Annotated in this window: 20 protein-coding genes and 1 pseudogene; 16 read left to right on the top strand and 5 right to left on the bottom strand. The window is 49.3% G+C overall.

Annotation, left to right across the window (positions count from 1 at the left end; all coding sequences use genetic code 11):
• Entirely contained in the window at window positions 1-1,044 is a 1,044-nt protein-coding gene (locus KNO61_RS03805) for a GGDEF domain-containing protein (protein WP_214872635.1), read from the bottom strand.
• Window positions 1,045-1,384: 340 nt separating this feature from the next.
• Here KNO61_RS03805 and KNO61_RS03810 point away from each other — a divergent pair, with 340 nt between their 5' ends.
• The 6 genes from KNO61_RS03810 to KNO61_RS03835 all read left to right on the top strand — a co-directional run bounded on the left by KNO61_RS03810 (window position 1,385) and on the right by KNO61_RS03835 (window position 8,325).
• A complete protein-coding gene (locus KNO61_RS03810) occupies window positions 1,385-1,789 on the top strand; it encodes a CoA-binding protein (RefSeq protein WP_214813130.1) in 405 nt (134 codons plus the stop codon).
• A 126-nt stretch (window positions 1,790-1,915) separates the two neighbouring features.
• On the top strand, window positions 1,916-3,883 hold the full coding sequence (gene parE, locus KNO61_RS03815) for a DNA topoisomerase IV subunit B (protein ID WP_211782817.1): 1,968 nt from the start codon (window positions 1,916-1,918) through the stop codon (window positions 3,881-3,883).
• Window positions 3,884-3,885: 2 nt separating this feature from the next.
• Window positions 3,886-6,291, top strand: a complete 2,406-nt coding sequence (parC, locus tag KNO61_RS03820) for a DNA topoisomerase IV subunit A (RefSeq protein ID WP_214872636.1) — start codon at window positions 3,886-3,888, stop codon at window positions 6,289-6,291.
• 223 nt (window positions 6,292-6,514) lie between these two features.
• Window positions 6,515-7,132 (top strand): NUDIX hydrolase, encoded by a 618-nt coding sequence (locus KNO61_RS03825; RefSeq protein ID WP_214812607.1) that lies wholly within the window; start codon window positions 6,515-6,517, stop codon window positions 7,130-7,132.
• An 11-nt stretch (window positions 7,133-7,143) separates the two neighbouring features.
• Window positions 7,144-7,857 carry an MBL fold metallo-hydrolase gene (locus KNO61_RS03830; protein WP_214812606.1) on the top strand — a complete coding sequence of 238 codons (714 nt, stop codon included), beginning with the start codon at window positions 7,144-7,146 and terminating at the stop codon, window positions 7,855-7,857.
• Window positions 7,858-7,872: 15 nt separating this feature from the next.
• Entirely contained in the window at window positions 7,873-8,325 is a 453-nt protein-coding gene (locus KNO61_RS03835; protein ID WP_012726325.1) for a GNAT family N-acetyltransferase, read from the top strand.
• 125 nt (window positions 8,326-8,450) lie between these two features.
• Here KNO61_RS03835 and KNO61_RS03840 read toward each other — a convergent pair whose 3' ends face one another.
• Window positions 8,451-8,990 (bottom strand): GNAT family N-acetyltransferase, encoded by a 540-nt coding sequence (locus KNO61_RS03840; RefSeq protein WP_214872637.1) that lies wholly within the window; start codon window positions 8,988-8,990, stop codon window positions 8,451-8,453.
• A gap of 207 nt (window positions 8,991-9,197) precedes the next feature.
• On the opposite strand from KNO61_RS03840, the gene KNO61_RS03845 reads away from it, so the two are divergent.
• From KNO61_RS03845 to KNO61_RS03865, 5 genes are all read left to right on the top strand, one after another.
• The gene (locus KNO61_RS03845; RefSeq protein WP_214872638.1) at window positions 9,198-10,046 is read left to right on the top strand and encodes a transporter substrate-binding domain-containing protein; all 849 of its coding nucleotides are present in this window, start codon (window positions 9,198-9,200) and stop codon (window positions 10,044-10,046) included.
• A 7-nt stretch (window positions 10,047-10,053) separates the two neighbouring features.
• Window positions 10,054-10,752: an amino acid ABC transporter permease gene (locus KNO61_RS03850; protein WP_031423690.1), complete on the top strand. Its 699-nt coding sequence runs from the start codon at window positions 10,054-10,056 to the stop codon at window positions 10,750-10,752.
• 113 nt (window positions 10,753-10,865) lie between these two features.
• A complete protein-coding gene (locus tag KNO61_RS03855; protein ID WP_012726321.1) occupies window positions 10,866-11,774 on the top strand; it encodes an AAA family ATPase in 909 nt (302 codons plus the stop codon).
• Window position 11,775: 1 nt separating this feature from the next.
• Entirely contained in the window at window positions 11,776-12,804 is a 1,029-nt protein-coding gene (locus tag KNO61_RS03860) for a DUF58 domain-containing protein (protein ID WP_078146923.1), read from the top strand.
• The gene (locus KNO61_RS03865; protein WP_214872639.1) at window positions 12,801-13,778 is read left to right on the top strand and encodes a hypothetical protein; all 978 of its coding nucleotides are present in this window, start codon (window positions 12,801-12,803) and stop codon (window positions 13,776-13,778) included. The genes KNO61_RS03860 and KNO61_RS03865 overlap by 4 nt, the downstream gene beginning before the upstream one ends.
• 43 nt (window positions 13,779-13,821) lie before the next feature.
• On the opposite strand, the pseudogene cls reads toward KNO61_RS03865, so the two are convergent.
• Window positions 13,822-15,287: pseudogene (gene cls, locus KNO61_RS03870) on the bottom strand (cardiolipin synthase).
• 108 nt (window positions 15,288-15,395) lie between these two features.
• Between cls and KNO61_RS03875 the strand changes: the two are divergent.
• Both KNO61_RS03875 and KNO61_RS03880 read left to right on the top strand, forming a co-directional pair.
• A complete protein-coding gene (locus KNO61_RS03875) occupies window positions 15,396-15,542 on the top strand; it encodes a hypothetical protein (protein ID WP_214872640.1) in 147 nt (48 codons plus the stop codon).
• Window positions 15,530-15,970, top strand: coding sequence for a cation:proton antiporter domain-containing protein (locus KNO61_RS03880; RefSeq protein WP_078146920.1), 441 nt, complete (start codon window positions 15,530-15,532; stop codon window positions 15,968-15,970). The genes KNO61_RS03875 and KNO61_RS03880 overlap by 13 nt, the downstream gene beginning before the upstream one ends.
• A gap of 46 nt (window positions 15,971-16,016) precedes the next feature.
• On the opposite strand, the gene KNO61_RS03885 is transcribed toward KNO61_RS03880, so the two are convergent.
• A complete protein-coding gene (locus tag KNO61_RS03885; RefSeq protein ID WP_214812605.1) occupies window positions 16,017-16,805 on the bottom strand; it encodes a LysM peptidoglycan-binding and 3D domain-containing protein in 789 nt (262 codons plus the stop codon).
• Window positions 16,806-17,013: 208 nt separating this feature from the next.
• Here KNO61_RS03885 and KNO61_RS03890 point away from each other — a divergent pair, with 208 nt between their 5' ends.
• Window positions 17,014-17,274 (top strand): DUF1294 domain-containing protein, encoded by a 261-nt coding sequence (locus tag KNO61_RS03890; RefSeq protein WP_214731507.1) that lies wholly within the window; start codon window positions 17,014-17,016, stop codon window positions 17,272-17,274.
• A 151-nt stretch (window positions 17,275-17,425) separates the two neighbouring features.
• Window positions 17,426-18,220 carry a helix-turn-helix transcriptional regulator gene (locus KNO61_RS03895; protein ID WP_214872641.1) on the top strand — a complete coding sequence of 265 codons (795 nt, stop codon included), beginning with the start codon at window positions 17,426-17,428 and terminating at the stop codon, window positions 18,218-18,220.
• 16 nt (window positions 18,221-18,236) lie between these two features.
• On the opposite strand, the gene KNO61_RS03900 is transcribed toward KNO61_RS03895, so the two are convergent.
• Complete coding sequence (locus KNO61_RS03900) at window positions 18,237-18,995, bottom strand: glucose 1-dehydrogenase (RefSeq protein ID WP_214872642.1); 759 nt, start codon at window positions 18,993-18,995, stop codon at window positions 18,237-18,239.
• A gap of 185 nt (window positions 18,996-19,180) precedes the next feature.
• Here KNO61_RS03900 and KNO61_RS03905 point away from each other — a divergent pair, with 185 nt between their 5' ends.
• Window positions 19,181-20,017 carry an alpha/beta hydrolase gene (locus KNO61_RS03905; RefSeq protein WP_214872643.1) on the top strand — a complete coding sequence of 279 codons (837 nt, stop codon included), beginning with the start codon at window positions 19,181-19,183 and terminating at the stop codon, window positions 20,015-20,017.
• Window positions 20,018-20,051: the final 34 nt, after the last annotated feature.

Consider the following 20,051-nt stretch of genomic DNA (forward strand, 5'->3'; position numbering starts at 1 on the left):
TCATGTAGTTCTCACTTGATTCTTTCCGCTACGCTTCCCTTCACGAAGGAAGTTGTCCGCTTCTTTGACGATCTCTTCGACCGTATCGTGACCAACACGAACCGCAAGTCCGAATGTCATTGTGACATGAAGACGTTCTCCTGCGTAATGGAGAGGAGTCGACTCGATTTGTCGTCTCAATTGCTCGACGATTGGAAGGAAGTCACCGGACGGACTCGATAGGAAGACCAGGAACTCCTCTCCTCCCCAGCGGACGGCCATGCCGTCGATATCGGATAATATGGAGGCCACTTGTTGAAGCACCCGGTCCCCACAATCATGACCGTACGTCTCGTTAAACGATTTGAATCGATCGATGTCACCGAGAACGATTGCATACGGAACGCCTTCATGAGCGGCTTTGTCGATTGCTTTAGAAACTTGTTCATGCCCAACTTTTCGGTTCAATAGTCCGGTCAATCCATCCGTAGACGCTAGGATCTGCAATCGCTCATTGGATCGTTCGAGTTCATCTGTCACTTCGACAACGGCTGACTCGAAGATGAAGGAGAGCCCTGCGATCATCACCACGGTCGATAGGATGCAAAAGAGTCCGAGCGCTTGTTCCACCTGAATCGGTAGGGTCTCGATGCCGTCGGACACATAGATGAACAGAAGGCTATAAATCAACATCGCGATGGCCGTGGTCAAGATGCGTTGGCTTCTGGATACGCTTGGCATGAAAAAGACACCATAGGCCATCATGAGGATGAAATAATGCATGTTGATCTCCCAACCGAGAATGACGGTCGAGATGACGGCGTTGTAAACGACTTCGATAAAAAGTCCGGTAAAGAAGATGCCGTACCACCGCCTATGTACAAAGTAGAATGAAATCGTGTAATAGATCACACTCAAGCCATTTGATAGGAATAAGAGAGTCATATCCAAACGATAAAACAAGATGCAAAATAGGAAGTGGACCAACCAAGCGATGACATTGCCGTAAAAAGTAATTCGTTCGTTATATAGTGTTCCTCGACGAGTTTCATAGGTTGTTCCCATCACACACCTCCTTTCTTTTAGTATAACGAAACAATGATTAAATTTGTATAGAAGTCCGTAAAATGACTTTAAAAAACGTCCTAATTTCGTATGTATCATTGCGTGAAATAGATATTTCACGCAATGTACATGAATTGCGTGATTGTATCTCAATCGAGTGGTTAATCAACTGATTGATTTTATAGCAAAATAAATGGTAGACAATAATTTGTTATGTAAACCATATTGGTTTGTTTTGAAATTGTAATGTTGAGTCATTATACCTTATGATGAAAATAAGACTTGAAACAGGAAGGAAGGTAACGTTACACTGTAAACGTAAACCAAAGGGGGATTTTGGATGGATGATCAGCGTTTGAAGCAACTTTTGTCTGAAGCGAAGACCATCGCGGTCGTCGGTGTGTCCGACAACCCGAACAAGACGGCCAACCAGATTGCGGAGTATTTGCTTCGTGTCGGGTATACCGTCATCCCTGTCAACCCGATGCTCGAGGAGTGGAACGGCCGTAAGGCGTATCCGTCCGTCGAGAGCATCCCGGGTAGAATCGATATCGTCGATGTGTTCCGTCGCAACGAATTTTTAGCGGGTGTCGCGGAAGATGCGGTACGACATGGGGATGTCGGGCTCGTCTTCAATCAGCTCGGTCTCTCAAGTCCTGAGGCGGAGCAAATCGTTCGTGATGCCGGGCTCGATTATATCGAGAACCGCTGCCTGTACGTGGAGCATGCTCGTCTACTCGGATAAGACCTACCTCCTTGGTAGGTCTCCTTTTTTTCAGCGATGGCTGACAAGGGAGGCTTGCCAGAATCGATGAACAGCTATACAATAGGAAAGAAAAACGAACGTGTGTTCGAAATTGAGGTGACTGCTATGTCAACAGATCTATTTAATTACAATGAAGACGCCATCCAGGTGCTCGAAGGACTCACGGCCGTAAGGAAACGTCCGGGGATGTACATCGGGTCAACCGACCATCGCGGACTTCACCATCTCGTCTATGAGATCGTCGACAACGCGATCGATGAGGCGCTCGCTGGGTTCGGTGGTCAAATCGATGTGACGATTCATAAGAATGATGCCATCACGGTCCGTGACCACGGACGTGGGATGCCGACAGGAATGCATGCCTCTGGAAAGCCTACCCCAGAAGTCATCTTCACAGTCCTCCACGCCGGCGGAAAGTTTGGCCAAGGCGGCTACAAGACGTCTGGCGGACTTCACGGCGTCGGCGCCTCGGTCGTCAACGCCCTCTCGAGCAAGGTCGTCGTGACGATTCACCGTGACGGCAAAGTGTTTGAACAGACTTTCGCGGATGGCGGTGTGCCTCAAACGACACTGATTGAGACAGGCAAGACACGCCAAACCGGCACGAGTGTCTATTTCAAACCGGATGCGACCATCTTCTCGACGACGACGTATAACTATGACACGCTCGCCGAACGCCTCCGTGAATCGGCCTTCCTCTTAAAAGGATTGACGATCACACTCACGGACGAACGTACCGAGAAGCAAGAGACGTTCCATTACGAGGAAGGGATCGCCGAGTTCGTCCAATATTTGAACGACGACAAGGCGACGCTTCATCCGATCGTCTATTTCGAAGGGACGGAGAACGAGATCGAGATCGAACTCGCGTTCCAGTTCACGGACGCCTATTCTGAGAACGTCCTCTCATTCGTCAACAATGTCCGGACACGCGATGGAGGGACGCATGAGGTCGGCGCGAAGACGGCGATGACCCGGATCATGAATGAGTATGCCCGTAAGAACGGTTTGCTCAAAGAGAAAGATAAGAACCTAGACGGCGGTGATGTCCGTGAAGGACTCACGCTCATCGTCTCGGTGCGGATTCCGGAGGAGTTCCTCCAGTTCGAGGGGCAGACAAAGTCGAAACTCGGTTCCCCGGAGGCGCGTGCGAGTGCCGATAGCGTCATGGCGAAGCAGCTGACGATCTTCCTAGAGGAGAACCCACAGATGGCCACGATGCTTATCAAAAAGGCGATTCGCGCGGCACAAGCGCGCGAGGCGGCGCGTAAGGCCCGGGAAGAGGCACGTAACGGGAAGAAAAAGAAACGTTCGAGCATCTTGAACGGGAAATTGACGCCGGCGACGTCGAAGAATGCCGCCAAGAACGAACTGTTCCTCGTCGAGGGTGACTCGGCCGGTGGTTCCGCCAAACAAGGGCGCGACCGGACGTTCCAAGCCATCCTCCCATTACGCGGGAAGGTCATCAACTCGGAGAAGTCGAAACTCCAGGACATCATGAAGAATGAAGAAATCAATACGATCATCCACGCGATCGGTGCCGGGGTCGGTCACGATTTCGACTTGGATGACTGCAACTTCGACAAGATCATCATCATGACGGATGCCGACACGGACGGTGCACACATCCAGGTGCTCCTCCTCACGTTCTTCTTCCGTTATATGCGACCGCTCGTCGAGGCAGGCCGTGTGTTCGTCGCCTTGCCACCGCTCTATCGCATCTCGAAAGGGAAAGGCAAGTCCGAACAGTTCGACTATGCCTGGGACGAAGAGGCACTCGAGAAGCTCGTCAAAGTGTATAAGAAAGGCTATATCCTCCAACGCTACAAAGGTCTCGGTGAGATGAACGCGGACCAGTTATGGGAGACGACGATGAACCCGGACACGCGCACACTCATCCGTGTCACAGTCGACGATGCGGCTGTCGCGGACAAGCGTGTATCGGTCTTGATGGGTGACAACGTCACGCATCGCCGTGAGTGGATCGAGGAGAACGTCGCCTTCGGACTCCAGGAAGATGATTCGATCATCGCCAATGAACATGTGACTAAAGCGATTGAGGAAGTGATGTAACAATGTCGACGATTCAACACATTTTAAACCTATCTCTCGAACAGGTCGTTGGAGACCGGTTCGGGCGTTACTCAAAATATATCATCCAAGACCGCGCCTTACCGGACGCACGTGACGGACTCAAGCCTGTACAGCGCCGGATTCTATATGCGATGCACCACGAGGGGAATACGAACGATAAGCCCTATCGGAAGTCCGCCAAGACGGTCGGGAACGTCATCGGGAACTATCACCCGCACGGTGACTCGTCCGTCTATGAGGCGATGGTACGTCTCTCGCAAGATTGGAAACTCCGGTATCCGCTCATCGATATGCATGGGAACAACGGGTCGATGGACGGTGACCCAGCAGCGGCCATGCGTTATACGGAAGCCCGTCTCTCGAAGATTGCCGGTGTCATGCTGACGTCGATTGCGAAAAATACGGTCGATTATACACCGAACTTTGATGATTCTACGGAAGAACCGCTCGTCTTGCCGTCGCTCCTTCCGAACCTTCTCATGAACGGAACGACAGGGATTTCGGCCGGTTATGCGACGGAAATCCCACCGCATAACTTGACAGAAGTCCTCAACCTCGCCATCGCACGCTTGAAGGGCCAGGTCGATACGGCGAAAGACGCACTCGAGTACGTCACGGGTCCTGATTTCCCTACTGGTGGGACAGTCATGGGCAAAGACGGTATCTTAAAGGCGTTCGAGACCGGTAAAGGGAAGGTCATCATCCGGGCGAAGTCCGACATTGAGCAATTAAAAGGTGGCCGTGAACAGATCACGATTACCGAACTTCCGTATGAAGTGAATAAGGCGAACCTCGTCAAAAAGATGGAAGAGCTCCGTCTCGATAAAAAAGTCGAAGGTGTCGCGGAAGTCCGTGATGAGACGGATCGGACGGGCCTTCGGGTCGTCATCGAATTGAAGAAAGAAGCGGACGCGGAAGGTGTCCTTCACTTCTTCTTGAAGCATACGGACCTACAGCTCGCCTATAACTACAATATGGTCTCCATCGTGAACCGGACGCCGAAACAGATGGGAATTATCCCAATCATTGACGCCTATTTGAAACACGTCGAAGAAGTAGTGACACGCCGAACGACGTTCGAGCTCGAACAGGCGAAGAAACGTGCCGAAATCGTCGATGCCTTAGAACAAGCCATCTCGGTCCTCGATGAGACACTCGAATTGATCCGTTCCGCCAAAGACAAGGCGGACGCGAAGAAGAAACTGATGGAGCGGTTCTCATTCACGGAACGACAAGCCGAAGCCGTCGTCATGCTCCAATTGTATCGACTCACGAATACGGACATCGTCGAGTTGCAAAAAGAAGCAAAGGCGCTCCAGAAAGAGATTGCCCGCCTCTCAAACATCCTCGACGTGGACGCGACAAAACGGAAGTTGATCGTGAAAGAACTTACGGCATTGCGTGACGAGTTCGGAGATGACCGTCGTTCGGTGATCGAGTCGGAAGTTGAGGAATTAAAACTGAAGACGGAAGTTATGATTGCTGTCGAAGAGACGATGGTATTCGTCAGCCGTGACGGGTACGTCAAACGTGCCTCGATGCGTTCGTATGGAGCGTCGAGTGACGTTTTACCGGAGATGAAAGAAAAGGATCGTCCACTCCTTACGACACAAGCCATGACGACGGACCACTTGCTCGTTTGGACGAACAAGGGTAGTTACCTCCTCATCCCGATCCATCAGATCCCTGAATCGAAGTGGAAGGATGCCGGACAACATGTCGCCAACCTCGTCCCGATTGAAGGGGAACAGGTCATCTCGGCAGACGTCGTCTCGACGTTCGATACGGACGCCCATTGCCTCTTCGTGACGAAAGACGGGATGGTCAAACGTACACCGTTACGCGACTACGACGCGCAGCGGAAATCGAAACCACTCATGGCCTTGAAGCTGAAAGGTGACGACGAGGTCGTCTTCGCCGGAATCAGTGACGGTCCAGGGCAGTTGTTCCTCGTCTCAGAGCGTGGATACGGTCTCTGGTTCAAAGAGGATGATGTCCCTGTCGTCGGACAGCGGGCAGCCGGTGTGAAGGCGATGAACCTGAAAGACGGTGACCTCGTCGCCGATGCCTTCTCCTTCTTCACGCCACCGTTGTTCGTTCTCGTGACGCAACGGGGAGCGGTCAAGAAGATGAAACTCGACGACCAGTTCGACTGTACGAACCGCAACCTTCGTGGGACGATGCTCATTCGTGAGGTCAAATCAAAACCACACCAAATCCGTCGTGTGCTTCCAGTACATGGGGATGAGACGCTTCATATCGTCGGGAAAGAAAAAGCAAAACAAGTGAAGACAAAAACCCTTACGCTACTCGATCGCTATGCCAACGGCTCGTTCGTCTTTGACGAAGACTCGTTCGGTGAAATCGAGGACGTGTATCTCAATTAATCAAAAGACCTGTGATTTGGCTGATTCGCCGTTCACAGGTCTTTTTGTCGTAGCCATGTCTCTAAATCGCGTTGTTGTCGTCGATGGTGCCGCGTGTGCATCTCGACCAATTGTTATTCGTATACGTGATGGAAAGCTGACATCAGAGAATGTGGGTTCTGAAAAGGAAGAATGCATCGATTTGCCGAAAAAGACATGTAGGACAAAAGATAGGGGGATCTATATGTCTCAATGGCTGACATGGGCGAAACGAATTCAGGCGCTGTCTCAGGCCGGTCTGACGTTCACGCGTGATCAATATGACCGAGAACGGTACGAAGAGTTACAAGAAATCGCAAGAGAGATGTATGAACGGCACTCGGACTTATCGAACGAGGCCATCTTACAACTCGTTCATGTGGACGGTTATCCGACTCCGAAACTTGATGTGCGAGGCGTCATCTTCAAAGATGACCGAATCCTGCTCGTGAAGGAGCGATCAGATGGTTTGTGGACCTTACCCGGCGGTTTCTGTGAAGTGAATCGCTCTCCTGCCTCGAATATCATCAAAGAAGTAGAGGAAGAGGCTGGCCTGGATGTGATTCCAGTACGGTTGCTCGCCTTGTTCGATATGCATGAACATCCACACCCACCTCTCTCGGAGCATTATTACAAACTTTTCATCGAGTGTGCACTGATTGGTGACGGGGAGGGGAGCGCCGGCGTGGAGACGAGTGACGTCGGTTTCTTTGAACGAGACGATTTACCTGAGCTCTCCCTTGCCCGAAATACGATCGAACAGATTCATATGTGCTTTGACGCGCATTGGCAAGAAGAAGACTGGACCACTTTATTCGACTAGGAGGCTCAATGATGCAAGTAAGACGATATGGACATATCCATCAACTGACCTTTTACGCTCCCGTACTGCCAATCAACGTTCAACTGTTTGAGCATGAGCTCGGACTCGTCTTGATCGACACGGCGCTGGAGCGGAACGCGACCGATATCCTATCGTATATCGCCGAGCTAGACAAGCCACTCCTCGCGATATTGTTAACGCATGCTCATGGGGATCATGTCGGTGGGGTGGACACCATCAAAGCAGAGCATCCGCTCGCTGAACTCTTCATCTCCCGACGTGATGCCCGCCTCTTATTGGGAGATCGGTCGCTAGAGGAAGAAGAGCAGAACAAGATTCGTGGTTCTTTGCCGACGATTCGTTCTACACCGGATGCGGTACTAGATATTGGTGAGCGGTTATTCGGTTTACGTGTCCTCGATGCAGCGGGTCATACACCAGGGTCAATTGCGTACTATGACGAGGTAAATCGGGTATTATTTGCAGGTGACGCTTTTCAAACTCAGGGAGGGGCAGCGGTAGCGGGAGATGTTCGGCCGTTATTCCCATTACCAGGACTCGCGACATGGAATCGGTCCGTTGCCGTCGAGAGTGCGGAGCGGCTAGTGGACTTGTCACCACTCCTTACTTTCGTAGGGCACGGTCCGCCACTCAAAGGGACACACCGGCTCTATTTGGCGTTGAAACGGGCGAAACGGAAGCAGGCGAGAAAGTTTATCCGTTAACGGGAGGGTTGCACCATGCAACTGAAAGAAGTTGCCATTCATCAATTTGAGCAAGCCCAACAGATGCTCGAGATTCAACGTAACGCTTATGCGGTCGAAGCGGAACTGCTCGGGTTTGACGAAATCCCAGCGCGCTATGAGACGATTGATGTCATTCAAAACTTACCAGGCACGAGTTATGGCTTATATATCGAGGAGCGGTTGATTGGGTTTGTCACGGTGGAAGCATCTGAGAAAACTGTTGAAATCACGAAACTATGTATCGACCCGACATACTTTCGGGCGAGACTGGCGACGACGTTACTCGAACACATATTGAGCATTCACAAAGGAAAGTTGATTTACGTGCATACGGGCAAGCATAACGGACCGGCGAAGCGTCTGTATACGAAACTTGGATTTGAACCGAGTGCCGAATTCGAACCAGAACATGGCGTCACATTGATCCGGTATACGCATACGTCTTAAATTCAAATCTCATCTCACTATCATAAGTATACTAAGATAATGAGATGAGATATTATTTTTACTGATAATATATGTTATGTAAACTAATAAAAAATAGAGTAATTTTTTCTCTATTTTAAAGCTCCCTATTCCTTAAAAATCTTGTACCAATACAAGGTCAACTCGATTTGTGGATTCGCGTATTGTTTGATCGTGTCGACGCCTCCGAGTTGAAATCCCTCTTTTCTATAAAAGCGACATGCAATCAAGTTATCGTTCTGCGCTTCAAGCGATAAGCCGATCAGCTGTTTTTCTTTTGCCCACTGTTCGGCTGTTTCAAGCAACAGTTTTCCGATTCCACGCTTACGATGTGTTTGACGGACCGCGATATTTTCAATGTATGCAAATCGATTCCAATCCTTCACGAGTCGGATTTGTCCGACACATTCATCTGCATCCATCGCTAAAAACAGGATGCGACTGTCATGTTCGATATATTGTTTCCAGTCTAATCGATCGTCCGGAAATGTTATCTCTCTGACTTCTTCATCTAATTCTTCGACATATGTCCATTTTCCATCCATATAACTTGGCATGATTCGTCCGATGATCGGAAAAGGATCATTTGCATCGTTTACAATATGAATATGCGACTCATCTAAGGCAATGATTTGAATTAAACTCATACGCTCTGCCTCCTCAATATCGATTCTGTCTCACTTAATTTTTACTTCTGTATCATTCGTGTGAATTTAGCATTCATAGGAATGATAACGCTTTATGAATAAACGTTTCAAATTTTAATTTCACCTGTTTAATACATGCTTCACAGTTGCTAGACCGCTGAAGTCATGCTATTTTTAGACAGATGAACCATCTAAGGAGGAATTCTTGTGAAACGAACGACTAAAGGTTTGGCAGCAACTTTATTTTTAGCAATCCCACTTGCTGCTTGTGGTAATGATAGCACGGATCAAGCAGATACGACACGCTGGGAAGAGATTCAAGAAGAAGGCACATTGACGGTCGGTACGGCCGGTACCCTCTACCCCGCTTCTTTCCGTGAAGAAGAGAGTGACACGTTGACAGGATTTGATGTCGAACTCATGAAAGAAGTCGCCAAGCGTCTTGACCTCGAGATCGAATTCAAAGAAACGGCATTTGACAACATGTTGACGAGTGTACAGAACGGTCAAATCGACGTGGCAGCGAATGATATCTCGGTAACAGAAGACCGTAAAGAGAAGTTTGCCTTCTCAAAACCGTATAAATACACGTACGGGACGGCCATCGTTCGCAAGAGCGACCTCTCTGGAATCGAATCACTCGAGGATTTGAAAGGTAAGAAAGCCGCTGGTGAGGCGACGACTGTCTTCATGGACGTGGCTCGAGAATATGGTGCAGAAGAAGTCATCTATGACAACGCGACGAACGATCAGTACTTGCGCGACGTTTCAACAGGACGGACCGATGTCATCTTGAATGACTATTACCTTCAGACGTTGGCCCTTGCCTTCTTCCCTGAGTTTGATATCACGATTCACCCGGATATCGCCTATAACCCACAAGAAGTCGCTTTCTTGATGGACAAAGAAAATGACGAGCTCCAGGAGAATATCGACCGTGTACTAGATGAGATGCTTGAAGATGGTACGGTCAAGAAACTATCTGAGCAATTCTACAATGGCGCGGATGTTTCGGTAGAACCAGACGTAGACGCAACAATCGTCGAAACGAAGTAATGACGGCATGACGTTCTCAGATATTAAATGGGACGCCATCTTTGACGTAGACCTGGCGATTCAATCATTTCCTTATCTATTGGGTGGATTACCGAATACGCTTTGGATTTCGTTCGTCAGTATGTTTTTTGGTCTCTTGCTCGGTCTTTTGTTGGCGCTCGGGAAGTTGTCTCCGACACGACTCCTTCGATACCCGTCAACTTTCTATATCTCGTTCATGCGTGGCGTACCCATCTTGATCATTCTGTTCATCCTCTATTCGGGATTCCCGTTCATCGGGATCGAGTTCGCCGCTTTGACGGCAGCCATTCTCGGATTCAGTTTGAATTCCGCCGCCTATATCGCTGAGATCATCCGCTCCTCGATTCGTGCGGTCGATGACGGACAGGTGGAGGCGGCTCGTTCACTCGGGATGGGGAAATGGCTAACATTGAAGGGGGTCGTCTTACCACAGGCGACACGGATCGCCCTTCCGCCGCTCTCGAACGTTTTTCTCGATTTGATTAAAGCCAGTTCGCTCGCCGCGATGATCACGGTACCTGAGATCTTCAACAAGGCCAAGATCGTCGGTGGTCGGGAGTTTGACTACATGACAGTGTATATCGTCGTGGCGTTGATCTACTGGGCAATCTGTACGTTCATGTCCTTCTTCCAAGAATGGCTCGAACGTCATTTTGAACGATATTTAGATACTCCGAAACGTTGACTGACTGGCTTATGCCGGTCGGTCTTTTTTAGTGAATTTGATTTTTGATACATCTCCTGAACCGATTATGCTATGATTTTCTTAATTATCAGAAAAATATAGGGGGATTTTGAATGAACCATCCATGGGTTTCACATTTGAATGATCAAGTCATTGGTCAATCGAAAGCCATCAAGCTCGCTTCGATTGCGCTACTCTCGGGAGGTCACGTTTTACTCGAGGACCGTCCCGGCACAGGCAAAACTACACTCGCCCGTAGTTTAGCAAGCTCCATCTCGGCGACATTCCAGCGTGTACAATGTACTCCGGATACATTGCCGAGTGACATATTAGGAATGGAGTTGTTCAATCCGACGACCGGGGCGTTCGAACGCCGGACGGGTCCGATTTTCACGTCGATTCTACTTGTCGATGAGATCAACCGGACGACACCACGTACACAATCCGCGTTGCTCGAGGCGATGCAGGAACGTCAAGTGACACTCGGGGAAGTGTCGCTCAAGTTACCGGAACCATTCTTTATGATTGCTACACAAAACCCGTTCGACGGGCAAGGGACGTTCCCGCTCCCGCAGGCTCAATTGGACCGTTTCTTATTCAAATTGACACTTGCTCCCCTCTCACGAGATTCCGAACGACGACTGATTCGCAATGAGCATCTCGCTTCAGAATCCTTCTCTCTGCAACAGGACGAATTGTTAAAGATGCAGCAAGAGGTACGAGATGTCCGATTCCACGAGGCGATGGAAGATTACTTGCTGGATTTGATGGAATCGCTCCGTCACCATCGCGACATCGAGGTCGGACCAAGTCCACGAGCGACGCTCGCATATACGATGGCGGCTCGGGCTCATGCCTATATGGAAGGACGGGACTATGTCTCACCGGAGGATATTCGGGCACTCGCACTTCCGATTTTAGGGCATCGAATCGTCTTGACGGTCGAAGCGTCGCTGAAGACGAAGCCGTCAAAGTTGATCAAATCTGTACTCGAGACCATCCCGGTCCCTTCAGAGGTGTAAGATGCAGTTAGTCAGCCCACGCTATCTCGAGTCCGGCTATATGTGGCTCCTGTTCGTCGTCGGGGTCTTCACGGCACTTTATGGAAACGTCTTGATTGCGAGTCTATTGATCGGTTTTAGTCTCTATGCACTGGTCATGCCATCTTTCATGTTTCGATTGGCAGAACAAATCCATGTCGACCTCACAGAAGAGATGAAACTCTTTCCGAACGACGAGGCCGTCTATGTTTTAAAGCTCGTGTCGACGGCAAAAGTGCCGCTTGGCGTTGTCCGCCTATCCGGCTATTTGCATCCGACCGTGGAATCAGAGGGACATGCGTTTTGGCGTCAGGAGAACTTTGTCGAGACGAATGCGACCGTGGACTTCACAATCCCACTCTATGCGAAGAAACGTGGTCCCATCCGCCTTGAAGCCATCGGGATGGAAATCCGGGATCCGTTGCGCATGTTCTCGCTCTATAAAGAGGACTCACTCCCGCGCATCGGCTACGTCTTCCCTGAGTTTTCGCCCTATCCGATCCCGAAACGTCCCCCTACTCTCCCGGGTGAGGAGATGGTCCGTCATAGTGCCTATCGTGACCCGGAGACGTTCCAGTCGGTCACCCCATATCACGGGCAACCGATGCGACAGCTATATTGGTCTGCCTATGCGAAGACGGGCGAACTGCTGGCCCGTACCGAGCAACCGGTACAAGCGAATGAATATGTCATCGTGCTCGACTTGTTGACGAAGGATGGGCGTGCCCTCACCTATCAGATGGAGCGCCTCATCTCGCAAGCGGCCGCATTATGTCGCGATTTCGAGAAAGAAAATGCGAGTTACGGTCTGATTGTCCCGACGCTCACGAAGGATGGAATCACGTATGACCTTCAACCGGGAAGTGGCGAGGTACATTTCCGGAAGATCATGACGACATTCGCTTGTCTGTCCGAGAGTGATTTTCCACTCGCTCGCTCCTTGTTTGAGCGAAAGGTCGCCAAATATAGTGGGAATCAATCGATTCTCCGCTTGGGAGGTGACGGTCAATGAGATGGTTGTGGTGGGTATTCGCATCCTTTTACATCGGACATGTGTTTCCGTTGCTCTTCTTATTGACACTTCGTCTCCCTCGGAACACACAACTGATTGTACAGACGATCATGAGCGTCGGTGCCCTCTATTTCTCTTATGAAATGAGCATCTTGTTGTTGATTTTCACATACGTTCATGCGTTCATTCGGACGTTGGATTGGACGGACCGTTATGCGATGGCGAGCGTTTTGTTTTTGGTGGCAGACTGGTTATTCCCACCGGCATCGCAACCGCTCGCGATGGTCCTCTTCCCGTTCATCTTTTTGATTTGGCAACGAAACCTGTATTACCGTCGCGACTACAAGCGGATGGTGACGATGTTGACCGTCGGCCTAGGCATCGGACTGACTGTCTCCCTCGTCATTCGTACAATCAAAGAGCTGTTGTTTGGCAATGTCGTCGCCTGGATTACTCCGTTCTTTCTGTGGATTGGGAGCTGGTTTGATGGCATCGTGCTCGACCCGAACGATCGCGTGAACCGGTTCCTCGTTCCGGACAACCCGAACCTCGATGCGGAGACGGTGGCACAGGAGACGTTACTCGAGTCGGCATCGAACAACTCGTTGTTCTACATCGGAGTGTTCGCGATGATCTTGCTGCTTGGGGTAGGATTATTCTTCTACTTGCAGAAACGAAAAGACATCCAGGAAGACGGGATGATTCCGAGGAGTATTCACCACCCGACACTTTCAGATAAGCGGATTGTCCGCTCGCCTCGCCAGATTCGCCTTCTTGAGACGGGACGAAAGTTAGAACAGCAGCACCCACGTCTTCGGGAAGAGACGGTAGCTGATTGGCTTCAGCGAATCGAGTTCACGGACCACAGGCTCTATGCAGATTGGTTAGAGGCCGCAGAGTATGGAGACAAGGAAGCGCCACAAGCAATCAGCGATTCCTTCGAACGACTCGTTGAACAAGTTAATAAACGCTAAAAAACATCCGGCAGAGGAGTTCCTTCTGACCGGATGTTTTTCATTATAAAATTGGACTGAGAAGGCGGGACACGCTCTCTTTGAAGCGAATCCAACGTGTCCTCGATTCATATCGTTCGATGGTTAGCCGCTCAGCGCGTGCCTCGTCTCGCTCGAACGCATCGATGACGGACTGAGCGATGGCTTTGTCGAAGACAAGCGCTGAAATTTCAAAGTTGAGGCGGAAACTTCGGGCGTCGATGTTCGTCGTCCCAATTGATGCGACTTCTCCGTCAATGACGAGCGTTTTCGCATGAAGGAATCCTTCCTCATACGTGAACACTTCTGCCCCGTAACGTACGAGCTCCGCAGCGTTCGCATAGGTCGCCCAGTAGACAAACATATGGTCGGGCTTTTCGGGATCATCAGTTTGATCTTAGTACCCGCCATCAGGGCGATGCGACAGGCATCAAGGAAACTTGCATCCGGGATGAAGTAGGGAGTCTGGATATAGATACATTCTTTCGACTGGGTGATCATTTTGACGAGCATATTCTTTAAATGCTCCGTCGACGAGTTTGGACCCGATGTCACGATTTGAACCGGGGACGCATGACGAGCAATTCCTTCGATTGGCCAAACAAAGTCGTCTTTCTGTGCCTTCGTTCGTGTCGGGACAGAGCGATTCCAATCCAGGATGAATCGTTCGAGCAATTCCTTAACGGCGTCGCCTGAAATTCGTAAGTGAACATCTCGCCAATAACCGAAATGCTCATCCTTTCCAAGATACTCATCCCCGACGTTGAAGCCGCCGATATAACCAAGTTCTCCGTCAACGACGCAGAGCTTTCGGTGATTTCGATTGTTGACGCGGAAGTTGATGCCGAGTTTGGACGGAAAGAACGATTTGACTTCCCCACCGTGGGCCAGCAGGTCCTTAAAGTGTTTGTGCCTCAGTCCCCTCGAGCCTACCGCATCGTAGAGGAGTCGGACACGTAATCCTTGTTTTGCCTTTTCGGTCAATAAGCGAATTAACGATTGACCCAGCGCATCGTTTTGGATGATGTAATACTGAATGTTCACTTCTTTCGTCGCCTGTTCAATATCTCTAAACAGTAGATCAAACTTCTCTTTTCCGTCGTGAAGGACGTCGATATCGTTCTGGAAAGACATCATCGCATTCGTCGATACGAGATTCAATCGTGCGAGTCGTCGGTGCTTCAATAGAAGTGGATGATTGAACGGTGCCATGGATTGGTCCAATTGGTCAAGTTGCTCCGCCACATGATGATGATACGCTTCACGTTTCTCTTCTTCGACTTCATAAAAGTTTTGAGATTTGATCAATCGACCGAAGAAGATGTAGACGAAGAATCCGATGAGAGGCAAGAAGAAGAGGACGAGTAACCACGCCCAAGTCGTTCCAATGTCACGCCTTTCAAAAAAGATAATGGTGATTGCAAACGTGAGGTTAAGCAATAAGATGAGCCAAGTCATGATGACGATAATGAGTCCGATAGTCACTTCCATGGTATCCCTCCCTTTTTTCAATTCTTACCCGAAATCAGACTATCTTAGCAAATGTTTTTCCTGATTTGGGTATACATTAATGAAGAAGTGAAGAAACGGGGGAAGCTTATGGAAGACATGATGATTGGGTTCAGCTTACTTGTCCTCATCGGTGCACTTTCGCAGTTACTCGCTTGGCGTTTTGACTTCCCAGCCATCTTGATTATGACGGTTGCAGGGATGCAAATTCAAAGCATGGACATATGCATATTCTGAAACAGCTTCGTGAGTTTAAAGAGAACATTTCGATTTTACTGGTTTCGACAGTCTTCATCATTCTGACGGCAAGTTTGACACGTGATAGTTTACTCGCCATTTTCGACTGGCCTCTCCTCTTGTCGATTCTCGGAATCTTATTTTTTGTCCGACCGATCTCGGTGCAGACGTCGCTCCTCGGTTCTCCACTATCCGCGCAAGAACGGGCACTCATCAGCTGGATTGCCCCTCGAGGTATTGTTGCGATGACGGTGACCGGTTTCTTTGCACAAGAGATTGCCGAACTGGGAATTGAAGATGCGGAACGGATGTTGCCAATCACACTCGGTTTAGTCGTAACCTCTGTCGCCCTACATGGATTGACGATTAAACCACTCGCGAAGCGACTCGGACTGACGAAAGTGAAGAATCCTTGGGAGAAGATATAGACAAAAAAAGACACCGCCCGATGGCAGTGTCTTTAATCAGCTTGAATTAGTTCAAGACTTTGATTGTGATTGATTGGCGACCGAAAGCAAGTGCTTGCTCTTGTGTCGGCATCAAGATATCGATTTTGTTTCCTTTGATGGCACCACCAGTGTCTCCTGCGATGGCTTCTCCGTATCCTTCAACCCATACTTTAGAGCCGAGCGGAATGACAGAAGGGTCAACCGCGATGACTTTTTGGTTCGGGTTCGAACGAACGTCGATTCCTGTCGCTGTGATACCAGAACATCCTGCACAATATGGTGTATAAGCTGTCGCTTCCACTGTCATTGTCTGACCTGAAGCCGGAGCTTGGGTTTGCGTTGTAGACGATGCAGTTTTCGTAACTGGTGCTGATGTCGATGTCTTCGGTGTTGTTGTCTTCGCATCATTCGCTACAGATGCAGCGGCTGCACCTTTCACGGCGAACTCTTGTCCAGGGAAAATAAGATCTGAATTAAGACCGTTCCAAGTCATCAATTGATTGACAGAGACCCCGTGGTTCAATGCGATACGATAAAGTGTATCACCTGATTTAACTGTATACGTTTTAGATGCAGTAGAAGCTTGTGATTTCGCTTCTGCCTTTCCAAGTTTCAAGACTTGGTTCGGATAAATCATATTTGAGTTTAAGCCGTTCGCTTGTTTGATGTCATTTACAGAGACGTTGTTGTTCACGGCGATACGATAGAGTGTATCTCCAGACTGAACTGTGTGTGTTGATGCTGCCGAAGCTGGAGCAGCGACTCCTAAACTAAGGCCAGCGAGTGCCGTTAGTGTCAATAGTGGTTTTTTCATAAGAATATTCCTCCCTTTTCTAACGCCCCCTTACTGTAACACCTGTATATTTCACAGCGATTACAGGACGATATGAGAGTGTTATCAGTTCATTTACAGAACAATTCACGAGGATGAGAGGATTCAGAAAATTGTTTTAATCCATAAAAACGGCTTTCTAGAGCCATTCTAAGATATAATAAGGAGAGAAATAAGGAGGTTTTGGTCTTTGGAACTATTACTGCTATATTACATTGTGACTAATTTACTAGCGTTTGTGTCATATTTTGTCGATAAACGACGGTCTCGCGTGGGAGCTTGGCGTATTTCGGAGCGAACATTGCTGACGATGGCTTGGATTGGTGGGGCGTTCGGTGCTTATGTGGCGATGCGCATCTTCCGACATAAGACATTGAAGCCGAAATTCCGGATTGGGGTACCTGTCGCGATTCTCGTGCATGCTGCGTTCACAGGATGGTTGATCTTTTAATCCTTATATAGAAGAAACTTGATCACATCTATTATTGGATGGTGATGAGAAATATCGGGTTCGTCCCATTTCATGCTCGTTCTAAAGTGTTTCTCCGTGAACAATCGAAATGAAATGTCGGGAAAATTCCGAAATGAGGAGGAAGACTATTTTGAATAGTATCGAGATGATTCGTCACGGCCCATTGACTCTACGGGTGACGGATCGCTTCACTGTTCTTTTGTGCGAGTCTGGGACGTCCGTGATTTTGGTGAACGGAATGCGCCTTACTCTTCATTCAAGAGAAGCCCTTCTCTTGGCTCAAGGACAAAGTGTGATGGTGGAGAAAATCGAGGAATCGTCGCAGATGAGGCTTCTTGAGTTTGATCCGGACGAATTGTTCCATCCCGAGTTGGTGAAACGATATGTAACACCGTATCTTACTTCCGAAAAATCCATACATATGTTAAAGCAGGAACGCGTGAATCAATCGATCATTCAGACGATTGAACGCGCTGTGCAACATCTATCTGCGGACGGACCACTCGCATTGATGGATGCCACACTGCAGTGTACGGTCATCTGGCGCTATTGGATTCAGCAAGAGGGTGAAGTGATGAAGAATGAGAGCAAACGGCAGAGCCTTCGTCTGATGCTCGCTTATATCGAGTCTCATCTAGAAGATAAGCCCACGTTAGCTCGAATCGCGACTGCGGGTAATGTAAGTCGCAGTGAATGTTGTCGGTTGTTTACTACGTTCGGGAACACCTCTCCACTTGCGTATGTCCAAGTTAAAAGGATGGACCGGGCCGCAACTCTATTAATGGATTCGATTGAATCGGTTGCTGACATCGCCAATCGCCTGAGCTACTCAAGCGTCAGTCACTCCGTACAGACATTCAAAGCACATCATTCGATCACCCCGCTCGCCTATCGAAAACAATACCAAAGGAAAAGAGCCGAGTAATTTCGGCTCTTTTCCTTTATCTTGCGGTCCATCCACCATCTGCCTTCAAAACATCACCATTCACGAAGCTCGAATCATCCGATGCTAAAAAGAGGGCGACGTTCGCGATTTGTTCGGGCTCACCCATCGGCGCTTCCCCCGCACCTTGGATGGCACGCATCCCGAGTTCGCTCGGTGCCGTGATCGTTGACCCGATATTCGTATTGACCCCACCCGGTGCGATGGCGTTGGCTCGAATCTTACCGAGCGTGCCATAGGTCGCCGCGATGTTCTTCGTCAATCCGATTAACGCATGTTTCGATGCGACATACGCCGCACCACCGCGAGTGCCGAACAATCCTCCGACGGATGCATTGTTGATGATGACGCCACCACGATCCTGTTTCTCCATCACTTGGATGGCGGCACGTGAAAGTTTCATCGGTCCGGTCAAATTGACGCCAAGGACACGGTCCCATAATTCATCCGTCACTTCTCCCACCGTCATGAAGTTGTCCATGATTCCCGCGTTATTGACGAGAATGTCGACCGAGCCGAACGTGTCTTTCGCCGCATCGACGAGTTTGTCAATATCCGTTTGATTCGTCACGTTACCAGCAATGCCAAGAACTTCCCCACCCACTGCTTTGATTTCATCAACTACCGCCTGCACAGCATCTTCATTCAAGTCGAAGGCGACGACTCGTGCGCCTTCTTCCGCAAACAGTTTGGCGATGGCTCGCCCCATGCCTGAACCTGCGCCAGTGACAATTGCCGTTTTTCCTGAAAGCTTCATTCCTCATTCCTCCTTTGGAAAGTCAGAACGTATACGATGTGTGATGACAGTAATCTGCCTGTCACTATGTTATACCCACATTTGGTCGGGAGCCTCCTGAGAAACATGGCGATTTTTCTTCAATTGACTCCCAGCAATCTTTATACTTGAATGGAAAGCACTCCATTTTATAAAGGAGAGATGACGTGAGACAATTCCATGCAACCGTCCATGGTCGAGGTGAACCTGTACTTTTCCTTCCCGGTGGAGGATTCACTGGGTCACAAGGCCAATTATTTGCCGAAGCATTACATAACGATTTCGAAGTTCACCTGTTAGATCTACCTGGATTTGGTGAAAGTGAGGGACTACATACATATGCGACCTCAAAAATACTCGCGGACTGGATCGAAGCATACCGAACTTCACGACAACTGGAGTCCATTCGTTTGATCGGACACTCGATGGGGGGTGCCATCGCCCTGGCGTATGCGGTCCATTACCCAGACCAGGTCAGACGTTTGATTCTCCTCGACCAAGGACATAAGCCGAATGCCATGATTCCGTTTCGTGAATATGGCATCTTCGGATTCGCTTTGCCGCTTTTGCGACTGCTGTATCACAACGTACCACTGAGCTTCTTGAATTGGATCGAAACGCAGGCGAGCCAACGTGTCTCTATCTTTTCCGAAGAACAGTTCCAACTGTTCTGTCAACGGATCGGAGTCGAGCCGACGTCATCGATTCGTTCTGCTGTCGAGCAATCGGCCCGTCTTTCGACCGGTGGCTTACATTTGTTGTTTGGTTATGATGGATTGGATTTTAAGGACTTGCTACGACGCGTCCAAGTCCCGACGCACCTGTATTATGCGGATTTCACGGGGATTGATTTGAAGGAGGCGAAGCGAACGCTCCATCATGTCAAACGAGCGGAACGACACCTTCACCCCTCTGTACAATTGATTGCCATACCAGGTGGACACTTCGTTCAGTGGAGCCGTCATTTCTCGATGGAAAACGTTCTGCGGTTCTTACATACATAAAAACAAGACAGCGGAGAGGTTTCCGCTGTCTTGT

It is taken from the genome of Exiguobacterium sp. s140 (assembly GCF_018617035.1).
GTDB classification, from domain to species: Bacteria; Bacillota; Bacilli; order Exiguobacteriales; family Exiguobacteriaceae; genus Exiguobacterium; species Exiguobacterium profundum.

What these genes read in the sequence shown, in the direction of transcription:
- KNO61_RS03805 (WP_214872635.1), bottom strand. Translation starts at nt 1,044, where the DNA reads ATGGGAACAACCTATGAAACTCGTCGAGGAACACTATATAACGAACGA.
- KNO61_RS03810 (WP_214813130.1), top strand. Translation starts at nt 1,385, where the DNA reads ATGGATGATCAGCGTTTGAAGCAACTTTTGTCTGAAGCGAAGACCATC.
- parE (WP_211782817.1), top strand. Translation starts at nt 1,916, where the DNA reads ATGTCAACAGATCTATTTAATTACAATGAAGACGCCATCCAGGTGCTC.
- parC (WP_214872636.1), top strand. Translation starts at nt 3,886, where the DNA reads ATGTCGACGATTCAACACATTTTAAACCTATCTCTCGAACAGGTCGTT.
- KNO61_RS03825 (WP_214812607.1), top strand. Translation starts at nt 6,515, where the DNA reads ATGTCTCAATGGCTGACATGGGCGAAACGAATTCAGGCGCTGTCTCAG.
- KNO61_RS03830 (WP_214812606.1), top strand. Translation starts at nt 7,144, where the DNA reads ATGCAAGTAAGACGATATGGACATATCCATCAACTGACCTTTTACGCT.
- KNO61_RS03835 (WP_012726325.1), top strand. Translation starts at nt 7,873, where the DNA reads ATGCAACTGAAAGAAGTTGCCATTCATCAATTTGAGCAAGCCCAACAG.
- KNO61_RS03840 (WP_214872637.1), bottom strand. Translation starts at nt 8,990, where the DNA reads ATGAGTTTAATTCAAATCATTGCCTTAGATGAGTCGCATATTCATATT.
- KNO61_RS03850 (WP_031423690.1), top strand. Translation starts at nt 10,054, where the DNA reads ATGACGTTCTCAGATATTAAATGGGACGCCATCTTTGACGTAGACCTG.
- KNO61_RS03855 (WP_012726321.1), top strand. Translation starts at nt 10,866, where the DNA reads ATGAACCATCCATGGGTTTCACATTTGAATGATCAAGTCATTGGTCAA.
- KNO61_RS03860 (WP_078146923.1), top strand. Translation starts at nt 11,776, where the DNA reads ATGCAGTTAGTCAGCCCACGCTATCTCGAGTCCGGCTATATGTGGCTC.
- KNO61_RS03865 (WP_214872639.1), top strand. Translation starts at nt 12,801, where the DNA reads ATGAGATGGTTGTGGTGGGTATTCGCATCCTTTTACATCGGACATGTG.
- KNO61_RS03875 (WP_214872640.1), top strand. Translation starts at nt 15,396, where the DNA reads ATGGAAGACATGATGATTGGGTTCAGCTTACTTGTCCTCATCGGTGCA.
- KNO61_RS03880 (WP_078146920.1), top strand. Translation starts at nt 15,530, where the DNA reads ATGCATATTCTGAAACAGCTTCGTGAGTTTAAAGAGAACATTTCGATT.
- KNO61_RS03885 (WP_214812605.1), bottom strand. Translation starts at nt 16,805, where the DNA reads ATGAAAAAACCACTATTGACACTAACGGCACTCGCTGGCCTTAGTTTA.
- KNO61_RS03900 (WP_214872642.1), bottom strand. Translation starts at nt 18,995, where the DNA reads ATGAAGCTTTCAGGAAAAACGGCAATTGTCACTGGCGCAGGTTCAGGC.